Source organism: Rhodoluna sp. (genome assembly GCF_044232805.1).
Taxonomy (GTDB): Bacteria; Actinomycetota; Actinomycetes; order Actinomycetales; family Microbacteriaceae; genus Rhodoluna.
The window spans coordinates 1-16,857 of record NZ_JBIILG010000024.1 but is presented as its reverse complement, the minus strand read 5'-3'; the positions used below and the strand labels follow the sequence as shown (position 1 = coordinate 16,857).

Below are 16,857 nucleotides of genomic sequence, written 5' to 3'. Positions count from 1 at the left end.
TCTTGCTGAACAGTAACCGCATCCAAAGACAAAACCGTTCCGGTAGGAATCGCAGAAACCACCGCTGGCTTTAACCATTCTGATGGTCCAGCCAGCAAAGCATTGACCAACTTGGTTCCCGTAGCTGGGTTAGCTGGAAACCACCTGAGTTCTGGAACAAGTGCTGCTTTGGCGTGATCTAGGAAATAAACCGAGTAACTTCTAAAGACGACATCGAATACCGGTCGAATCACGATTGTGACATCAGGTGCACTACTTAGACGAATCTGTCCGGCTTGCTCAATGAAGGTATATTCCAAGGTCCTAGTTGATCCTGCAGGAAGTGTTTCATACCTGCCATTTGCATCTACTCTGGCGGTTACTTCAACTTCAACAAAAGCAATTCCCGATTCGGTCAAAGTGACTTTAGGTGTTGATTTTTCAATCAGTAATTCTTGGTTGGGGTTCCAGGTAGCTCGAATAGATTCACTTAGATACTCTCTTGCGATTGCATAGTCATTTTGGGGAGCAGTTCCTGCCGCTAGAAAACCTGCCAAAATTTCTGTTTCACTAGCGCCATCAGCTGGGGTGGCGGGTGAGTAGTAAAACGAGTTGGAATCAGAAGGTGGTGCCAAATCTGGTCCAATTCTGACGGGACCTGAAACCGGTAACGTCGCACAGCCGGTCAGGCTTGCCAGTAGCAAAACTGCTAGGAACTTTTGCTTCATCGTTCCTCGCTTGGCCCAGGCTTTACCTGCGTTGCACCGGGTAGCTCAAGCGGAGAAGCGGTTATTTGTCCACCCTGGACCTTGGGAAGAGTAAGCCTAAAACTGGACCCCGCGTTGGGCTTGGCCCAAACATCTAGGGATCCGCCGTGTAACAAGGTGTCTTCCAGTGAAATGGCTAAACCTAATCCGGTACCCCCACTGGTTCGCTTTCTAGCTGGGTCCGCTCTCCAGAATCGATCAAAGACTCTGGCTAGTTCGGCCTCGGTCATGCCAACACCGTTATCGGTCACCGAAACTGCAACTGCCGCTTCGTTCATGCCAACGGCTACTTGAATAGGTTTACCTTCGCCGTGTTCAATTGCATTGGCCAGTAAGTTCCTAAGCAGGCGTTCGATTCTGCGTGAATCAAATTCGGCCATTACTTCACTATCTGGAATTTGAATCTCAATGGTACTTCCGCGCTTTAGTGCGAGCGGGTCAATTGAGGCAACTGATGATCTAACAACTTGGTTTAGGTCGTAAATTTCTAACTCTGCTCGAACCGCACCCGCGTCGTACCTTGAGATCTCCAACAGGTCATTCAACAACACTTCGAATCTTTCGATTTGACCCTGCATAAGCTCAGCAGATCTTTTGAGAGATGGATCCAAATCTTTCCTAGATTCAAAGATCAAGTCACCGGCAAGTTTGATGGTGGTTAGAGGTGTCCGAAGCTCGTGCGAAACATCAGAAACGAATCTTTGCTGCATTTTCGAAACAGATGCGAGTTTCGTAATTTGCTGCTGAAGCGAATCGGCCATTCTATTAAATGACTTAGCTAGCGAGGAAATTACATCATCACCTTTTTCTAGGAGGCGAACATCTAAAGCTCCGTCGGCAATCTCTTCAGAAACCTCAGCTGCGATTTTTACCGGTCTCACGATCCATCCGGTTACTAGGTAGGTAACACCACCGATGATCAAGATGATTGCTAGTCCGCCAGCAAAAAGGGTCTGTTGCACAAAATTCAAAGTTTGCTGGTCGCTAGATAGATCAAAAACCAGATATAGCTCGTGAGATCCGGCAAGCGGGATTTGGATTGGGGAACCAACAACAAGGCCTGGGCTGGTGGTTACTACCCCAGCATTCGAGCCGGTGAGCTGGATTGATTGGTATAGCAATCTTCCTTCGCTAAGTCGCACCTCAGCTCTAAAGCTCGAAGAGATCACCGCGGTATCCAAACCAGAGGAAATCGGGCTCTGCAGCAGCTGGACGCCGGTCTGTCCAGGGGCCCTAAGTAGGGCCACGCGTCTGGTGTCAGAAACTCCGGTGGCCTCTAGCTTGGGAACCACAGAATTCATCAGAGTCTGAAGGGCTACTTCGTCACTCACACTGGCGGCAGCAAAGGTGTTTTGAACATCTAGAACCGCGGCCTCAGACTCAGCAAGAGCTTGCTGTAATCGCTCTTCAAAGAGCCCATTTCCGATTGAGAAAGACAGGAACCCCCCGAGAGCTACAAGTAGCACCGAGCTAAGCGCAACAGTGGTGGCAACCGCTCGAGCCTGAACCGAGCGTCTTAGCAATCTAAACATTGAGCCTAGCCAGCCCTGTAACCAATGCCTCGAACAGTTTTGATAATTATTGGATTATCAGGATCCTGCTCGATTTTTGATCTAAGTCGCTGCACATGAACATTTACCAATCGGGTGTCGGCCTTGTACTGATAACCCCAAACCTGCTCCAGCAGTAATTCCCTTGTAAAAACTTGTTTTGGTTTTTGAGCCAAGGTCAAAAGCAAGTTGAATTCCAAAGGAGTCAAAGATATAGTTTCTCCGTTACGCAAGACCTGGTGGCCCTCGACATCCAGCTCAAGCGGCCCGATACTTACTCTTGCTTCTGAGCTAGTGATCGGTCTGAGTCTCGCGTTAATTCTGGCTGTTAGCTCACTTGGCTCAAACGGCTTGACCATATAGTCATCGGCGCCGGCTTCTAGCCCCAGCACCACGTCGTTAGTTTCGGACTTTGCGGTCAACATGATTATTGGCGTTCCCGAAACGGCTCGAAGGTCTTTGCAAACTTCTATGCCGCTCTTTCCTGGAAGCATGACATCAAGCAAAACAAGGTCGGGTTTTTCGGCTTCAAATATTGCGAGCGCCTGATTACCATCCGGGCAGTAAGTTGGTGTGAAACCCGATGCTGTTAGAACAATTCCAACCATTTCCCTTAGCGCATTATCGTCATCGACGACAAGAATCTTAGGGGTCATGTTAGGTCCTAGTAGCGGTAGTGGTCCACCTTGTATGGTCCATTGACTGGAACACCAATATACCGCGCCTGGTCTGCGTTCATTTCTGTGAGTTTTACCCCAAGAGCGTCAAGGTGCATTCTGGCAACCTTTTCGTCTAGGTGCTTCGGCAGAATGTGAACGCCTAGTGGGTAGGCAGACAAGTTAGTGAACAACTCGATCTGAGCTAGAACCTGGTTTGAGAACGAGGTGCTCATCACAAAGCTTGGGTGGCCAGTGGCGTTACCAAGGTTCATTAGCCTTCCCTCACTCAAAATCAGGACGCTTCTGTTGTTTGGTAGTAGCCACTCGTGAACCTGAGGCTTGATCTCGATCTTGCCGATGTCCTTGATCTTGGCGATTCCAGCCATGTCAATCTCATCATCGAAGTGACCGATGTTTGCGATGATCGCAAGGTGCTTCATCTGCATTACGTGATCTGGTGTAATTACTCCGGTGTTGCCGGTAGCGGTTACAAAAATGTCAACTTCTTCGATTACAGATTCCAAAGTTGTTACCTGGTAACCATCCATAACTGCCTGCAGTGCACAAATCGGATCGATCTCGCTCACAATAACGCGAGCTCCCTGACCAACAAGAGCTTCAGCTGCGCCCTTACCTACGTCACCGTAGCCACCAACCCAAACAGTCTTGCCACCTATCAAAACGTCGGTTGCGCGGTTTAGACCATCTGGAAGTGAGTGTCTGATTCCATACTTGTTGTCGAACTTGGTCTTGGTTACAGAATCGTTCACGTTGATCGCAGGGAACAATAGTTCTCCGCGCTTGAAGAACTCGTAGAGTCTGTGAACACCGGTGGTGGTTTCTTCGCTAACACCGATGATTTCAGAAGCAATAGTTGTGAAGCGGTCTTTCGACTCCTTTAGTGAGTCACGAAGTAGCTCAAGAATTACGCCATACTCTTCGCTGTCGTCTGCGCCGGTTGGAGGAACTGATCCAGCGAGCTCAAACTCGCGTCCCTTGTGAACTAGCAATGTTGCGTCTCCGCCGTCATCCAAAATCATGTTTGGTCCGGTGTAAGAGGCACCTTCTGCTTCGGCCTCTGTGGACCAATCGAAGATTCTAGACGTCGCCCACCAGTACTCGTCTAGGGTTTCGCCCTTCCAAGCAAACACAGGAATACCAGCAACGTGCTCTGGAGATCCAGATCCAACTACAACAGCAGCTGCTGCTTCGTCCTGAGTGGAGAAAATGTTACAGCTGGCCCAACGAACCTGTGCACCAAGGGCAGCAAGGGTCTCAATTAGAACGGCGGTCTGAACAGTCATGTGAAGTGAGCCGGCGATGCGGGCACCCTTTAGTGGCTGAGCTGCGGCAAACTCTTGGCGCAGAGCCATAAGGCCAGGCATTTCGTTCTCAGCGAGGCGGATTTGATGTCTTCCAGCCTCGGCAAGAGCTAGGTCGGCTACTTTAAATTCGATAGTTGTCTTTGATTTCAGCATTATCCAAGCATAGCTTGGGGGCTAGCTATTTATTAGTCCCAAAACCCTGGAAGTTAGCTCATCACAGCGGTTTTTGTCCTCAGATTCCACATTCAACCTCAGTAGCGGCTCGGTGTTGGAGCTTCGGACATTGAACCACCACCAGGGGCTCTGCCCTGGCTTGGAACTTACGGTTACACCGTCTAATTCGTCAATATCAAAGTCCTTGAACTCACTTTTGATTTGGGCCATTTTCGCCCCAGAGTCCTTGACGGTCGAGTTGATCTCCCCGCTAGCAAAATAGGGGTCGAACTTGGCTGCAAATTCCGAAAGTGGCAGATCCTGAGAGCCAAACTCGCGCATCACGTGCATGGCCGCAAGCATGCCACTGTCAGCACCAAAGAAATCTTTGAAGTAATAGTGCGCGGAGTGCTCGCCACCAAAGGTTGCTCCAGTTCTAGCCATCTCGTCTTTAATCAAAGAGTGCCCGACTCTCGTACGGGTAGCTGTGGCACCAGCGGCTTCAATGAATTCCTTCACTGCTCGCGAGGTGAGCAAGTTATGCAGGATGTGAACGTTGTTATCTCCTAGAGCCTTGGCCCTGGTGATTTCGCTAACTGCCACGATGGCGGCAACAGCAGAGGGGGAAACAGCGTTTCCTTTTTCATCAATAACAAAGCAGCGGTCGGCATCGCCATCAAATGCCAAACCGATGTCGGCTTTTTCTTGAATGACTCTTTTTTGTAAGTCAACAAGGTTCTTAGGATCTAGCGGATTAGCTTCGTGATTTGGAAAGGAACCGTCTAGTTCAAAGTACATCGGGATGATATCAACTGGAAGTTTTGATAGCCCCGCATCAGTTCCCAAAACTGATGGCACAGTGAGTCCGCCCATGCCATTGGCTGCATCGACAACAACTTTCAACGGACGAATTGCCTCTAGCGAAACTAGTTCGCGAAGATTTGCAGCGTACTCGCCCATGATGTCGTGCTCACTGGCATAACCAGGCTCGGCTACCTCTTTGATTCCTGAAGCTAGGTACTTATTTGCACCCTCGAGGATTTCACTCAAGCCGGTTTCCATCGAGATACCCAAGGCGCCGGCTCTTGAAAACTTGATGCCGTTATAGGTGGAGGGGTTGTGGCTCGCGGTGAACATGGCGGATGCCGCTTCCAGGTGTCCGGAGGCAAAGTAGCACTCATCAGTTGAGCACAGACCGATATTGATTACATCTGCTCCCCTGGCGGTAGCGCCTTCTATAAAGGCATCAACAAAGCCAACTGAGGAATCTCGCATATCGTGCCCCACCACTACCGACTTACCGGCCAGATCAAGCACATCGACAAATGAAGCAGCTATAGCTGAGACTTTTTCTGGGGTGATTTCAGAGCCGACTAATCCACGGATGTCGTATTTTTTGAAAATTGCATCAACTGTGCTCACTGTCCCAATAATACAATGGGGCCATGGCTAAACCCTCAAAATCACGCAACGCCCACAGGGATCGCCATGACCGCGGCATGAGAAGACCGATACTGAGCAAGCTGTTCAAATTTGGCCAAACCAGATCTCACAGTTTTGAGCAATACGTCAACACCGCTATGGAGTATCTGAAAGCTATTTGGGCTGAAGACCTCGAAGGTCTCACCTGGTCAGTTAGATCCGAACCCACCGCTGCTGAAAGTCAAACTGATATTCCAAGATGGACAGTTGATCGCGAAGGTAATCACATCACGATTTATCGAATTCCAACCGAACGCTTTGGTTCTCACTCAAGAAAATCAATGCTGGAAGAAAGACTAAAAGTTGAGCAGCAAGTATTTGAGGCGATTGCGGACTTACTGGATATTGACCCTTGGGATCTAGTTCCCGATTACTACAACCGTTAGCGAAAACGCACCTGAACTGAATTGCCAAGATTAGTTGGCTGGTAAAGCGCCAACGAGGAAATTTGACCACTCAGTAGCAGTGCAACTGAAGCAAAGACACCGGTGTCGCTCGAAACAGCAACTGCTCCGGTTATTCCTAGCAAGCTAGAGCCTTGAGCGGGAACTGAAACAACTGTTGCAACTCCGGTTTCCAAGCTAGTAACAGTTGCACTCCTTACTTCATTGATCGGGTTGGCAAATACCAGATAAGAAGCGCCGTCTGGCGGAATTACCGCAGAGGTCATAATCGCTCGCGCCGCGGTGAGCGGCTCTGCTGCTCCCAGCCAAGTGAAGTCGATTCGTGGGGTGCCGGCGTCGTTACCGATTGCTGCCTTGGCAGTTGCGAAAACTGGTTGGTCTGAGCTGACAAACACCGAGTAGTTACCATCTAGCAGATCGGTGATGGGAAAATCCCGCACCGTTCCAGGCTCAACGGTTCCAGTCAAAACCGCGCCGAAAACCTCTGCGCTGGTGGAAACAATCTGGATTGTGACGTTTGCTCCAGTTGGAGCGAACACTCGGATTGAGTGCCCCGCATCGGCAATACCTTCTGTCACAGCAACTTGGTTGATTGCTTCAGTCCCGCGCACCACAAAACCAGGAATTACCGATTCCAGTTGAGGTGCAAGAGAAGGATAGACATAATCCACTCCCAAAGACTCGGTGCCGTTCATAACTCGGTGTTGAATCCAGGCCGCCAGCTTGGCACCCGATGTTTGAACTTGAACTGCCAATGTCGAAACCGTTGGGGCAAAGCTTGCAAGGGAAAGCACCGTGGTGGAATTTGCCAACACTGATATTCCAGAAAGGCCAGCAACTTCTATCTCTCCTAGATCTGAGTAAATAGTTAGATCGGCTGTTGCATCATTTGGCGTTGGGTTAGTCAAAATCAATAGCGCTTCACGTCCGGCAGCTGTTGAGCCACCAACCAGCCAAATATCGCCACTTGGCTGCTGGCAGCTAGCTGCTGCCAGTCCTCGCATGGAATCGATGGCAACAAGCTGAGTGGTGCTGCCAGTTGCCACCATGGATCCTTGTGGGGACCCCACACTCGCCCCGGTATTTCTAAGTTCGGTGGCGTTTGTGATTTCACCAGCGGAGTAAATTCTTCCAGAGCCAAGGGAAGTCACGAGCGGGTCTTGGATGGCAATTGATTTAACTTCGAGTGCTCCGGTTCCCTCGGCGCTGTAGCGAAGTGTTGTGGAGCCAGTTCTTTCAAAAACTCCAAGGTCTGTTCCACTAGCACCTCCGGTGACAAAAAGTGGGCCTGGGCAAACCAAACTCTGATCGGCAGGCTTGACATCAAAACTGCCACTAGCCGAACCTAGATCCACTGAAAGCCCTACAGGTGGAGCGAAAACCAAAGCGCCTGCCAGTAAAAGAGTTGTCGCTACGAAGGCAATTGCACGAGTAATCATTAGTTTGCCTCCTCGGAGTCAATGAAGATATCGCTGTCTTTGGTTTTTCGCCTTTTCTTGCTTCTTGCAGGAATTGCAAACCAAGCGAATAAAGCAAGTACGGCGAGTTGTCCAAGTTTTACCAAACCAAAATCAAGCGGGGTTGCTTGGATTCCCGCTGGAATGTTCTCTACTTTCCACAATTGGCCATAGTCGGTTAGCCCAATTGATTCCAGCCCTCTGGTGGAATCAAGGGCGAGTTGAAGATTTCTATCAACTGGTTTCACAAGGATGTATCCAATGCCAAACTTTTCAAGAGTTGGATAAATCTCTGCACCGTTAGCGGAGGCCAAATTGGCAACCAGTTGCCCGAGCTCTTGGTAATCAGGGTTTGCTTCTGGGTTTGTGGTGCTGGAAATTTTGTAACCACTTGAAATGTGGTTTAGCTTTACTCCCGCTCCAGTGAAAACTTGAGCAACTAAACCACCTTCACTGGTTGATTCCAGCTGCAGGGTTCTCCAATAACTTCCAGAACTTACATCGGCTTGAATAATTGAGGGCACAATTTGCCCATCGGAGTAGCTCACATTGGGGGTAACTGTAACCATTTGATATGCCGCCGGTAGTAATCCAACTAGGGCAACAGTTGCAAGCGCACTGACTCGAAGCACAAATGAAGTGTCTGCAACATGAGCCAGCAGAAGCGTTAGTGCCAAGCCAAATAAGCCAAGCAGAGCACTGGCGTCTATTCCAAGGCTTGAGCCGTTTCCTAAATCAAAGTCGATTCCAACTACTACCCAACTAGCTGCAAGAGCCAGCAAGGCAATTGCCCAAAGCGGCAGGGTGTTTCGAAGCTTGGGAGCTAGCAGGGCAAGTAGGGCAAAAACCAGCGTTGGGACCGTAATAAGTAGTCCCCAGCTAAGCGCATCAAACCCGAAGCCAAAAAATGCCAGCGTCCAGTTAGCTTCCAATCCATCCGTCACGCTCAATCCAGGATCAAGTAACAGGCTCAGCCAGTTACCCGAAGCAATGCGCTCAATTATTAGCGGCAGGAACCAAGCGATAGCTAGCAAGGTGGTGGAAAGCAATGGCACAATCTTGCTTGGTCGAACTATTGCCGTGATTACTACCAGAACTAGTAACACTGCTCCTAGAACCGGCGAGCTGGCGGCAATCATGGCCAGCAAGATGGCAGCTATCCCGACGTGCGTTCTTGGGAAACGCGTGGAGTCCTTGTGGCCGATTCTTGCCACTCGAGCCAGCGAGTATAAAAGCCAAGGCAGCAAAGCAACTGCCAGCACTTGCGAGAACTTAGCTTCCGAAACCGAAACTGTGAGGGCAGGCCACAAAGCAAAACTCAATGCTGAAACTATCCGAACCAAGTTTTTTGAGGCGACCAATTCGGAAATCTTGAATGCACCCGCGAATGCGATGGGGGTGGCGAGGAACAAAAACAGTGTCACAGAAAATGTCGGTAGGAAAAACAGCGGCGCGCTAAGTAGAGTAAGGGCCCAAACCCAAGGATCCGCTGCCCCCACAAAACCCAAGCCAATGGAATGCGAGTTGGATCCAGCCTGGCCAAATATTTCTAACCAGTTAGAAGAAAGTGGCAGCACACCTGGTCCAGAAACAGCTACGTTCGTTGGAACCCAAGGAAGGTTTAGCGCTAGTAATCCAAGCGCCCACCAAATCGCACCAGAAGAAATAAATCCTGAGTTCGGTGTAACTTGCAACAGTTCGGTTTCGCCCAGGGCGTGAGTGGCAAGCAATCTGGTAGATACTTCTTCATCTTTGGCTTTTTTGTTATCGTTTCTAACTTCTTGCCCACTTGCCCGCAAGGCCGAAAGAGTTCCGATTTTAGCTGTGGTGGTTTGACTAATTTTGGATCTGGATGCAAGCACGCTTGCTAAGTTGATAAACACCAAAAATGCAGCACGAAGCTCTGGGCCAATTGCATAGCCCTTTGATCTGAAGCCCAAGACTAATGAGTTGGCTGCGGCTAGAGGAAGTAAAAACAGCCAACCAAGCCAGAACAACGCAGCGCTTGAATAACTTAGGGCCAGGTGCAGCTCTGCTTGCCTAATTGCAGTTGCTGGGTTGGTGCCCAGCCAGCGAAGCGGCCTGGCTCCTTGCATCGAGAGCATCTTGTGCGAAACCTTGGCATTTGGTGCAACCGCTACTCTCGAGCCTTGCAACCTGGCTCGAATGGAAAAGTCAACATCTGCCGCATAGACAGGTGCTTGGGCGTCGAAGCCGCCTAGGGCTCGGTAAACATCCATGTTGATTAGCGCCCCGGCGGTTCCAACCGCCATCACGTCCTCGGAGTTATCGTGTTGGCCCTGGTCGAATTCTCCACGAACACGACTGAAGAGTTTCCCGCCTCGGGTAAGGCTAAGGCCAAGCTGCCTGATGATTCTGGGGTTGTCCCAATCAACTTGTTTTGGTCCAACAATTGCAAGCGATGGGCTTAGTTCAACTTCACGAAGTAAGTTTTCTAAAGCCCTAGAGTCAGGGGCACTGTCATCGTGCAGAATCCACAAGAACTCTTTTGGGGCTATGTGCGCTACGGCCGCTTCAATGGCAGCAGCAAATCTAGTTTTTGAATCAAGCTTTAGAACTTCATAGCCTTGGCTCGAAGCTGCAAGTTGTTTTGAAGTGTCAACAATCAAAACTCTTGAGGGCGTTACAGATTGGTTTTTGAGATCTGCTAGAACTCGTTCTAGAAACTGTGGTTGATCGTGAGCTAAAACTATTGCACAAACATCGGCTGTCATGAATTAGCTTTCAGCGCAAAGCGCGAGCTAAGCACGCTTTTTTAGTTTGCGTCTTTCTCTCTCAGACAGACCGCCCCAAATACCAAATCTTTCATCGTTAGCAAGTGCATACTCTAGGCACTGTGCCTTTACATCGCAACCGGTGCAAATTCTTTTTGCATCTCTGGTAGATCCTCCCTTTTCAGGAAAGAATGCCTCTGGGTCTGTCTGTGCACAAAGTGCATCTGCTTGCCAGGAAAGTGGGTCTTGTTCGAAGTCTGTGTATGCACCTGAGACACCTAGAAGAAGAGGGTCGATAAACCAGTTATCGGGAACCTGTCCGCGATTTTCCATTTAGTGCTGTTCCGTTCTCTAAGCTGCCAGGCGCTGGCAAGTACTTTCACTGCTGTAATTACACCGCTGTTATTGGTGTCTTGTCAAGTTGAATTCCACATCTTTACTGGCCTGTCTGGGCCATTCGGGGCAAGTATCCTTGGAGAATGAGCGTTCTGATCACTGGCGGTGCAGGTTATATCGGGTCCCACGTGGCCCGGTTGCTAACCGAGACAGGCACCGAAGTGATTGTGGTCGATGACCTCTCTACCGGCAAAGAATCAAGGGTTTCGGGCCTAACCAGCTACCGAATTGACCTAGCTGAACCCTCCGCGGTAGCTGCATTGGAAGCTCTCATGCAAGAGCACAGCGTGGATTCTGTGATCCATCTAGCTGCCTTGAAGCGGGTTGGCGATTCTGTCGAAAATCCCGAGAAATATTTCAATAAGAACCTTGGGGGTCAGGCAAACCTGCTTCTGGCCATGAAAAGTGCTGGTGTAAAAAAGCTAGTTTTTTCATCCAGCGCTGCAGCCTACGGTGTTCCAGATGTTGACCTAGTTTCAGAAGATCAAGCCGCTTCTCCGATAAACCCTTACGGCCAAACAAAACTCATTGGTGAATGGATGGCCGCAAACGCCGAAACCTCCTGGGGCCTTAGACACGTAAACCTTCGCTACTTCAACGCCGCAGGCGCAGGATGGGATGACCTCGCAGACACTCAAGTTTTGAACTTGATTCCAATTGTCTTTGAGGCGATAAAGAATAAATCCAAGCCAAAGGTCTATGGTTCGGACTACAACACTCCTGACGGCAGTTGTATCCGCGACTATGTCCATGTTCTTGATTTAGCGCAAGCTCACATTAAAGCACTCGATTATCTAGAACAAGACAAGCGCGCATTCAATACCTTCAACGTTGGAACAGGATATGGATCTAGCGTCATTGAGGTTCTAAAGCAGATTCGAGAAACAACAGGAATTGACTTTGAGTATGAAGTTGTCGCCCGAAGGGCCGGAGATCCAGCCCGCTTGATTGCTGATGCTTCCAGAATTGAGAAAACCATGGGTTGGAAGGCGAAGAACTCTTTGGCAGAAATAATCGAAAGTGCCTGGAAGGCGCTGGGCTAGTCCCCCAAGACCAGAAACACCGTTCCGCTGCCGCTCAGGCTCAGCTTCTTAGCCCCGGAGGCCAAGACCACCTCAGATTTAGTGAGCACTTCGCGCTCGTCCAGGCTGGTGCTAACTGCCACCTCCCCTGAGGTGCAAACCACCATTGCGCTAGCTGGCAGGTCTAGATCGGCAAGTAAGTTCTTTCCCGAAACATCTGCCCGGTAGATGTGAAACTCTGAGCAGTCCACCGGATACTCGATCAGGCCCTCCGCTAGTTTCTTCGGTCTAAGTCTTGGCTCCACAAGTTCTCTAAAATCCGCAATCTCTAGAACTTCAGCAACATCCACGTGCTTCGAAGTTAACCCCGCGCGCAATACGTTGTCCGAAGCAGCCATAACCTCAAGCCCAAGACCAGACAGGTAGGCATGCACGTTACCAGCCGGCAAGTAGATTGCTTCGCCTGGCTCTAGAGAAACTTCGTTGAGCATCAAAGCAACTAGCGCTCCGGTGTCATCTGGAAATTGCTTAAGTAGTGTCGCAACTAGTGCCCTAGCTTTCATGGCAACTGGATTGGATTGGGAGCTCGGTACAGCCTCAGTGAATCGCTTGGCGAGCTCAGAGTTTTCTATCAGTGATTGAAAAATGTTTTTTAGCGATGCATCGGACAGTAACTTCTTTGCCAAAGAAGCAAACTGGGGTTCAGATTTTCCAAACTCTGTAAAGACCGTTATTAGCTCTGTCCGCGGACGAAAGCCACAAAGTGCTCGAAAGCTTGTCAGGGCAATAAGTGCTTCTGGCTTTTGAGAAGCGTCTTTGTAGTTTCTTTTGGGATCACCAATTGGTATATCCCGGTCCTGCTCCAAATCAAATCCAGCTTTGGCCTGATAGGAGTTTGGATGGACCTGAATTGAAAGGGATCGCTCGGCAGAAAGGAACTTGACTAGAAATTTAAGGCGCTTGCCAAGGCTTTCCGAAAGGCTTTGGTTTTCTGACAAACTCTTGCTTTCACCGAGTGGGTGGGTGCCAAACCATATTTCAGCAATCGGCTCGCTAGATTCGGCCAGTCCAAAGAAATCAGGAACCAGCTCTTTTGATCCCCAGGCATAATTCTTGGTGGATCCAGAGATTCGACTAAGCATTAGCTAGATCCTGTTCCATAAAGCAAAGTTACCGTTTCGGTGAAACTGAAGCTACAGCAGGTTCTAAGAGAGCCTTAGAACCTGACCGATTCTAAGGAAGTTGGCATTAGTAATTCCATTTAGGGCCATCAGGTTCCTTGATGTGGTGCCAAAGCGGGAAGCAATGCCACTCAGGGTGTCTCCAGGAACAACCTTGTAACTGGTGGTTGCACCAGAGGTTGAGGCTGGAGCTGCAGGAGCAGCTGCGGCAGCGGCACCTGCAATGGTAAGTACTTGACCAATTCTGATTCGGTTGGCATCAACAATTCCATTGATAGACATGAGGTTTCTCGTGGTTGTTCCAAATCTTGCCGCAATCCCACTCAAGGAGTCACCTGGAGTAACTTTGTAAGTGGTTGCTGGAGCTGCAGGTGCTGGGGTGGTTGGAGCGGGCGCAGCAGGTGCTGCTGGAGTAACTCCGTTAGAAGAAAGCTTTAGGACCTGACCGGCGCGGATATAGTTTGAATTGGTAATGCCATTGATGCTCATCAGGTTTCTTGTTGTGGTGCCAAAGCGAGATGCGATTCCACTGAGTGAGTCACCACGAGCGACTGTGTAGGTGGAAACTGGAGCTGGTGCGGCAGGTGCTGGGGACGCTGATGTGGTTGGAGTAGGGGTAGGGGTCGAGCTAGGAGTCGCGGTAGGAGTCGCGCTAGGAGTAGCGGTAGGTGACGCTGACGGATCAGGTGTCGCGGTAGGTGACGCTGACGGATCAGGTGTCGCGGTAGGTGACGCTGACGGATCAGGTGTCGCGGTAGGTGACGCTGACGGATCAGGTGTTGGAACCGTTACCGCAACCAGTTTGCCGTTTTCAACAACAAATCTTCCGACCAGAGCTGACATTGCTTCGCCGGCTACCAGGGCACTCACCTGAGAGCCAGTCATTGTTACAGCGCTAGCGCAGTTCAATCCCCAAGCTGCCACCTCATCACAGTTAGCAAACGCTAGCCGTTGGCTGTTGTGGATAAAGAAGTAACTTCCGTCAACGGCATTTCTAGCAAGAGCGCTCATGTCACTGACTGTGGTGTATCGATCTAGGTGAGCATTTGAAACAGTTCCAACAGGACCTAAAGGCGCAAGGGAAGTAAGTAGCTCTGGAGTTGGGATTCGGAACTTGGTCTCATTGACAATCATGAATACGTCAGCAGCGTCGCCTTTGAGAAGGAAGCTACCGCCAATAGTTGAGCCGAACCAGTCCGTGTAATCGCGGAAGAAGTTTCGGTTTCCATATGCGCTACAAACGTCTCCGACCCCATAGAGGTTTCCCAGAGCGGTTTGGTTAGGCACGTAAGGGGTGTAGTAATACAAAGCGGCGGTTGCCTTGTTTTCCAAGACAAATGATTGAGCGCCACAACCAGGGTTATTGGCCTGGTAGGGGCGATTGATGGTTCTTCCTGGTTTTAGCCAGGTAAAGGAACCAGCCGGGTTGCTGTACCACTGCAATTGTCCAGCACCTTTGTAAAGCTGCCAGAAAAATCCTGCCGATGCCGCGCTACAACCAGCAGGGGTGTCCGGACAGTTCATTCCAAGTGCAAACTCGTAAGCACGGGCACTCGGGTTAGTTGAAGTTACAAGCCCCTGCTCTTTTTGCAACTTGACTAAAAGCACCTTGGGGCTAATTCCACACGCTATTGATACGTCATAAATGATTTCAGCAGCGCTGACGTTTGTCTTTGCAGGAAGCGATGCACATCTTCCGGCTGCTCCAGCTACAGCTGGAGTGCTGAGACGGTAATCCTTAAGACAACCAGGTCTTGTTGGATCTGCTCGACAGGCCGCAACTTTTCCATTTAGGAATCTTTGGATGTCGACGGCAGACATAGTTCCCGAAGTATAAAAAGCGCTGTCGCTAATAATTTGTCCCGGGTTAAACCAAGCGGCATTAGCAGCTTCTGCTGGAGTGCTCTCTGCCTCAAGCGCAACAATTCCCGCTGCCGACATCGCGGCAATAAGTAACATGGACCAGAGTTTTCCTGCTGTTTTAATCATTAGGGAATGATCACCTCAAACTTTTGGGATTCACCGATGTGGTTGTCGGATTTGTAACTAACAGTCAGCATCAAAGAACCTTTCGGGAGGCCTGAAAAACTGACGTTAAATGGGAAACACTGGGTTGAGGTAACGTTGCGCTCAGCTTTCACCGTTGCAATAGCTGTGGCAGTTTCTCCTTGGTAATAGCTAAGAATGCAACTTCCGCCATCTTCTGCAAAATTGCTGACTTCGGAAACCACGTTCAGTACCCCCGCTGAGGTGTCTGAGTAAAGAATGTTCAAGACCGCAGCTGCCATGGTCGGAGAAACTGAAGGAGAGGAAGAGGGAGAGTTAGTAGGTGAAGTAGCTTCCCCTTGGCTATTTTCTTCGCCTGGCGCAACGCTAGCGGAGGCATTCGGATCGATTAGCTCATCGGTTGGGGTGCCAGAGTTTGGGTAAAAGAGGGTACAGCCAGCAAGCACTAGGGCTGTAGCCAAGCCAAGCGCGACAATAAAGGTTCTTCTCATAACGCACTCCTCACGCACCTTCAAGCCTAGGTTGAACTTTCTATAATGGCAACGCAAAACGCAAATGGAACAGATATTGAGCAAAAAGCAACACTGTTACGAAATCGCAGAAAATCCCCAGAATCTAGCTGGTCACGGAGCGTTTTTTGAGAAATTTCCGAAGGAAATTACCACTGTCAGGAATTTGCCAGCTTCAAATCGACCAATTTTGTTGCGCAAAGCATTGCGGTCTTGAATTTTTGATTTAGCTGTTCTTGATTTGATTTTGCAGCTGAGTGTTTTTCTCCGCGACTAGATCAGCCAGGGAGACTCCGTAGTCAACAAGTTTTTGTTCCAATGTTTTATCGCTGGTGGACAAAATTCTGGCGGCAAGTATTCCAGCGTTCTTGGCTCCACCTATGGAAACTGTTGCAACTGGAATTCCAGCTGGCATTTGAACAATCGAGAGCAGAGAGTCCATGCCATCAAGTTTGCCTAGTGGAACGGGAACACCAACAACGGGAAGTGTTGTTACAGAAGCAAGCATCCCGGGAAGATGTGCAGCGCCTCCGGCACCAGCGATGATTACCTTGATGCCTCGTGAGGCAGCAGTTTTTCCCCACTCAATCATTCGCTCGGGAGTGCGATGAGCGGAGAGTACCTCGACTTCGTATTCGATTCCAAAATCTTTTAACGCCTGAGCGGCATCGGACATGATTGACCAGTCCGAGTCGGAACCCATCACAACTGCTACTAGTGGATTGGTAATTTGAACTCCCGTCGATTTACCTAATACTGAAATATTAGTTGTTTAGTTCGTTCCTGGCAGCCTCGGCTGTCCGAAGACAAGTGTCGGCATTGTCACCAACTACGGTGATGTGCCCTAGCTTTCTACCAAGCCTTGGAGCTTTTCCGTAGAAGTGGATATTTACATCTGGGAATAAAGACATGACTTTGTCACGGTTAGCCAAAAGATCCTGGGAGTTAGAGACCCCAAGAAGATTTGCCATGACCGCCACAGGCCTCACTGGATCTGTTTTACCGAGCGGAAGATTCAACACAGCTCGAAGGTGTTGTTCAAATTGCGAAGTAACTGATCCCTCGATTGTGAAGTGACCTGAATTGTGTGGTCGCATTGCTAATTCATTTACCAGTAGTTCACCGTCGGTAGTTTCAAACATTTCAACTGCTAAGTTTCCGGTTACCCCGAGAGATTCCGAAATCAACCGTGCTATTTTGACTGCCTCCATCGACATTTCGGAACTGATGT

General features: G+C 49.6%; 15 protein-coding genes. 2 read left to right on the top strand and 13 right to left on the bottom strand.

The annotated features are described in order from the left end of the window. The 5 genes from AC9UES_RS04505 to AC9UES_RS04485 all read right to left on the bottom strand — a co-directional run. Positions 1 to 707: LpqB family beta-propeller domain-containing protein (locus AC9UES_RS04505; protein WP_509527102.1), on the bottom strand; the 707-nt coding region annotated here is incomplete at its 3' end. Next, positions 704 to 2,278 (bottom strand): MtrAB system histidine kinase MtrB, encoded by a 1,575-nt coding sequence (gene mtrB, locus AC9UES_RS04500; RefSeq protein WP_509527101.1) that lies wholly within the window; start codon positions 2,276 to 2,278, stop codon positions 704 to 706. The genes AC9UES_RS04505 and mtrB, both read right to left, overlap by 4 nt. A 5-nt stretch (positions 2,279 to 2,283) precedes the next feature. After that, positions 2,284 to 2,952 (bottom strand): MtrAB system response regulator MtrA, encoded by a 669-nt coding sequence (mtrA, locus tag AC9UES_RS04495; protein ID WP_509527100.1) that lies wholly within the window; start codon positions 2,950 to 2,952, stop codon positions 2,284 to 2,286. Between the two features lie 8 nt (positions 2,953 to 2,960). After that, positions 2,961 to 4,433, bottom strand: coding sequence for an adenosylhomocysteinase (ahcY, locus tag AC9UES_RS04490; protein ID WP_509527099.1), 1,473 nt, complete (start codon positions 4,431 to 4,433; stop codon positions 2,961 to 2,963). Positions 4,434 to 4,454: 21 nt separating this feature from the next. Beyond that, the gene (locus tag AC9UES_RS04485) at positions 4,455 to 5,864 is read right to left on the bottom strand and encodes a phosphomannomutase/phosphoglucomutase (protein WP_509527103.1); all 1,410 of its coding nucleotides are present in this window, start codon (positions 5,862 to 5,864) and stop codon (positions 4,455 to 4,457) included. Positions 5,865 to 5,878: 14 nt separating this feature from the next. Here AC9UES_RS04485 and AC9UES_RS04480 point away from each other — a divergent pair, with 14 nt between their 5' ends. Then, entirely contained in the window at positions 5,879 to 6,301 is a 423-nt protein-coding gene (locus tag AC9UES_RS04480) for a hypothetical protein (protein WP_509527098.1), read from the top strand. Here AC9UES_RS04480 and AC9UES_RS04475 read toward each other — a convergent pair. The 3 genes from AC9UES_RS04475 to AC9UES_RS04465 are packed head-to-tail and all read right to left on the bottom strand — an operon-like array spanning position 6,298 to position 10,844. Next, positions 6,298 to 7,758: a DUF5719 family protein gene (locus tag AC9UES_RS04475; protein ID WP_509527097.1), complete on the bottom strand. Its 1,461-nt coding sequence runs from the start codon at positions 7,756 to 7,758 to the stop codon at positions 6,298 to 6,300. The genes AC9UES_RS04480 and AC9UES_RS04475 overlap by 4 nt on opposite strands. Further along, positions 7,758 to 10,511, bottom strand: coding sequence for a glycosyltransferase family 2 protein (locus tag AC9UES_RS04470; protein WP_509527096.1), 2,754 nt, complete (start codon positions 10,509 to 10,511; stop codon positions 7,758 to 7,760). Before AC9UES_RS04470 ends, AC9UES_RS04475 begins: the two co-directional genes overlap by 1 nt. A 27-nt stretch (positions 10,512 to 10,538) precedes the next feature. Then, complete coding sequence (locus tag AC9UES_RS04465) at positions 10,539 to 10,844, bottom strand: WhiB family transcriptional regulator (RefSeq protein ID WP_509523303.1); 306 nt, start codon at positions 10,842 to 10,844, stop codon at positions 10,539 to 10,541. A gap of 146 nt (positions 10,845 to 10,990) precedes the next feature. Here AC9UES_RS04465 and galE point away from each other — a divergent pair, with 146 nt between their 5' ends. Continuing rightward, positions 10,991 to 11,950, top strand: a complete 960-nt coding sequence (gene galE, locus AC9UES_RS04460; RefSeq protein WP_509527095.1) for a UDP-glucose 4-epimerase GalE — start codon at positions 10,991 to 10,993, stop codon at positions 11,948 to 11,950. Here the strand turns inward: galE and manA are convergent. From manA to AC9UES_RS04435, 5 genes are all read right to left on the bottom strand, one after another. Further along, a complete protein-coding gene (manA, locus tag AC9UES_RS04455) occupies positions 11,947 to 13,071 on the bottom strand; it encodes a mannose-6-phosphate isomerase, class I (RefSeq protein WP_509527094.1) in 1,125 nt (374 codons plus the stop codon). The two genes, galE and manA, sit on opposite strands and share 4 nt — an antisense overlap. A gap of 63 nt (positions 13,072 to 13,134) precedes the next feature. Beyond that, positions 13,135 to 15,099, bottom strand: coding sequence for a LysM peptidoglycan-binding domain-containing protein (locus tag AC9UES_RS04450; RefSeq protein ID WP_509527093.1), 1,965 nt, complete (start codon positions 15,097 to 15,099; stop codon positions 13,135 to 13,137). Beyond that, positions 15,099 to 15,608: a hypothetical protein gene (locus AC9UES_RS04445; protein ID WP_509527092.1), complete on the bottom strand. Its 510-nt coding sequence runs from the start codon at positions 15,606 to 15,608 to the stop codon at positions 15,099 to 15,101. The genes AC9UES_RS04450 and AC9UES_RS04445 overlap by 1 nt, the downstream gene beginning before the upstream one ends. Positions 15,609 to 15,852: 244 nt before the next feature. Next, positions 15,853 to 16,329, bottom strand: coding sequence for a 5-(carboxyamino)imidazole ribonucleotide mutase (gene purE, locus AC9UES_RS04440; RefSeq protein WP_509527091.1), 477 nt, complete (start codon positions 16,327 to 16,329; stop codon positions 15,853 to 15,855). 61 nt (positions 16,330 to 16,390) lie between these two features. Continuing rightward, a partial coding sequence (locus AC9UES_RS04435; protein WP_509527090.1) for an ATP-grasp domain-containing protein occupies positions 16,391 to 16,857 on the bottom strand: 467 nt, incomplete at its 5' end.

Coding starts and splice junctions, on each gene's coding strand:
- purE (WP_509527091.1), bottom strand. CDS start 16,329: ATGGGTTCCGACTCGGACTGGTCAATCATGTCCGATGCCGCTCAGGCG.
- manA (WP_509527094.1), bottom strand. CDS start 13,071: ATGCTTAGTCGAATCTCTGGATCCACCAAGAATTATGCCTGGGGATCA.
- galE (WP_509527095.1), top strand. CDS start 10,991: ATGAGCGTTCTGATCACTGGCGGTGCAGGTTATATCGGGTCCCACGTG.
- ahcY (WP_509527099.1), bottom strand. CDS start 4,433: ATGCTGAAATCAAAGACAACTATCGAATTTAAAGTAGCCGACCTAGCT.
- AC9UES_RS04445 (WP_509527092.1), bottom strand. CDS start 15,608: ATGAGAAGAACCTTTATTGTCGCGCTTGGCTTGGCTACAGCCCTAGTG.
- mtrA (WP_509527100.1), bottom strand. CDS start 2,952: ATGACCCCTAAGATTCTTGTCGTCGATGACGATAATGCGCTAAGGGAA.
- mtrB (WP_509527101.1), bottom strand. CDS start 2,278: ATGTTTAGATTGCTAAGACGCTCGGTTCAGGCTCGAGCGGTTGCCACC.
- AC9UES_RS04465 (WP_509523303.1), bottom strand. CDS start 10,844: ATGGAAAATCGCGGACAGGTTCCCGATAACTGGTTTATCGACCCTCTT.
- AC9UES_RS04475 (WP_509527097.1), bottom strand. CDS start 7,758: ATGATTACTCGTGCAATTGCCTTCGTAGCGACAACTCTTTTACTGGCA.
- AC9UES_RS04450 (WP_509527093.1), bottom strand. CDS start 15,099: ATGATTAAAACAGCAGGAAAACTCTGGTCCATGTTACTTATTGCCGCG.
- AC9UES_RS04480 (WP_509527098.1), top strand. CDS start 5,879: ATGGCTAAACCCTCAAAATCACGCAACGCCCACAGGGATCGCCATGAC.
- AC9UES_RS04470 (WP_509527096.1), bottom strand. CDS start 10,511: ATGACAGCCGATGTTTGTGCAATAGTTTTAGCTCACGATCAACCACAG.